This is a genomic window from Enterobacter cloacae complex sp. IR5403 (assembly GCF_049238705.1).
Taxonomy (GTDB): domain Bacteria; phylum Pseudomonadota; class Gammaproteobacteria; order Enterobacterales; family Enterobacteriaceae; genus Enterobacter; species Enterobacter hormaechei_C.
Window position 1 is genome coordinate 1 of record NZ_JBMKHP010000038.1, and the last position, 878, is coordinate 878.

An 878-nucleotide genomic window follows, 5' to 3' on the forward strand; every position below is an offset into this window, starting at 1 on the left:
ATCGCCTCCATGCGCCTGTTTGCCCGATTATCCCTGGATAGCGCCCTGCCGGATCGCACCACCATCATGAATTTCCGCCACCTGCTCGAGCAGCATCAACTGGCCCGTCAATTGTTCAAGACCATCAATCGCTGGCTGGCCGAAGCAGGCGTCATGATGACTCAAGGCACCTTGGTCGATGCCACCATCATTGAGGCACCCAGCTCGACCAAGAACAAAGAGCAGCAACGCGATCCGGAGATGCATCAGACCAAGAAAGGCAATCAGTGGCACTTTGGCATGAAGGCCCACATTGGTGTCGATGCCAAGAGTGGCCTGACCCACAGCCTGGTCACCACCGCGGCCAACGAGCATGACCTCAATCAGCTGGGTAATCTGCTGCATGGAGAGGAGCAATTTGTCTCAGCCGATGCCGGCTACCAAGGGGCGCCACAGCGCGAGGAGCTGGCCGAGGTGGATGTGGACTGGCTGATCGCCGAGCGCCCCGGCAAGGTAAGAACCTTGAAACAGCATCCACGCAAGAACAAAACGGCCATCAACATCGAATACATGAAAGCCAGCATCCGGGCCAAGGTGGAGCACCCATTTCGCATCATCAAGCGACAGTTCGGCTTCGTGAAAGCCAGATACAAGGGGTTGCTGAAAAACGATAACCAACTGGCGATGTTATTCACGCTGGCCAACCTGTTTCGGGCGGACCAAATGATACGTCAGTGGGAGAGATCTCACTAAAAACTGGGGATAACGCCTTAAATGGCGAAGAAACGGTCTAAATAGGCTGATTCAAGGCATTTACGGGAGAAAAAATCGGCTCAAACATGAAGAAATGAAATGACTGAGTCAGCCGAGAAGAATTTCCCCGCTTATTCGCACCTTCC

At 54.0% G+C, this 878-nt stretch carries 1 protein-coding gene; it reads left to right on the forward strand.

Annotated features, from left to right (window positions below; translation table 11 throughout):
• A partial coding sequence (locus ACOTW6_RS21865; protein ID WP_373890834.1) for an IS5-like element IS5 family transposase occupies window positions 1-732 on the forward strand: 732 nt, incomplete at its 5' end.
• Window positions 733-878 lie beyond the last annotated feature (146 nt).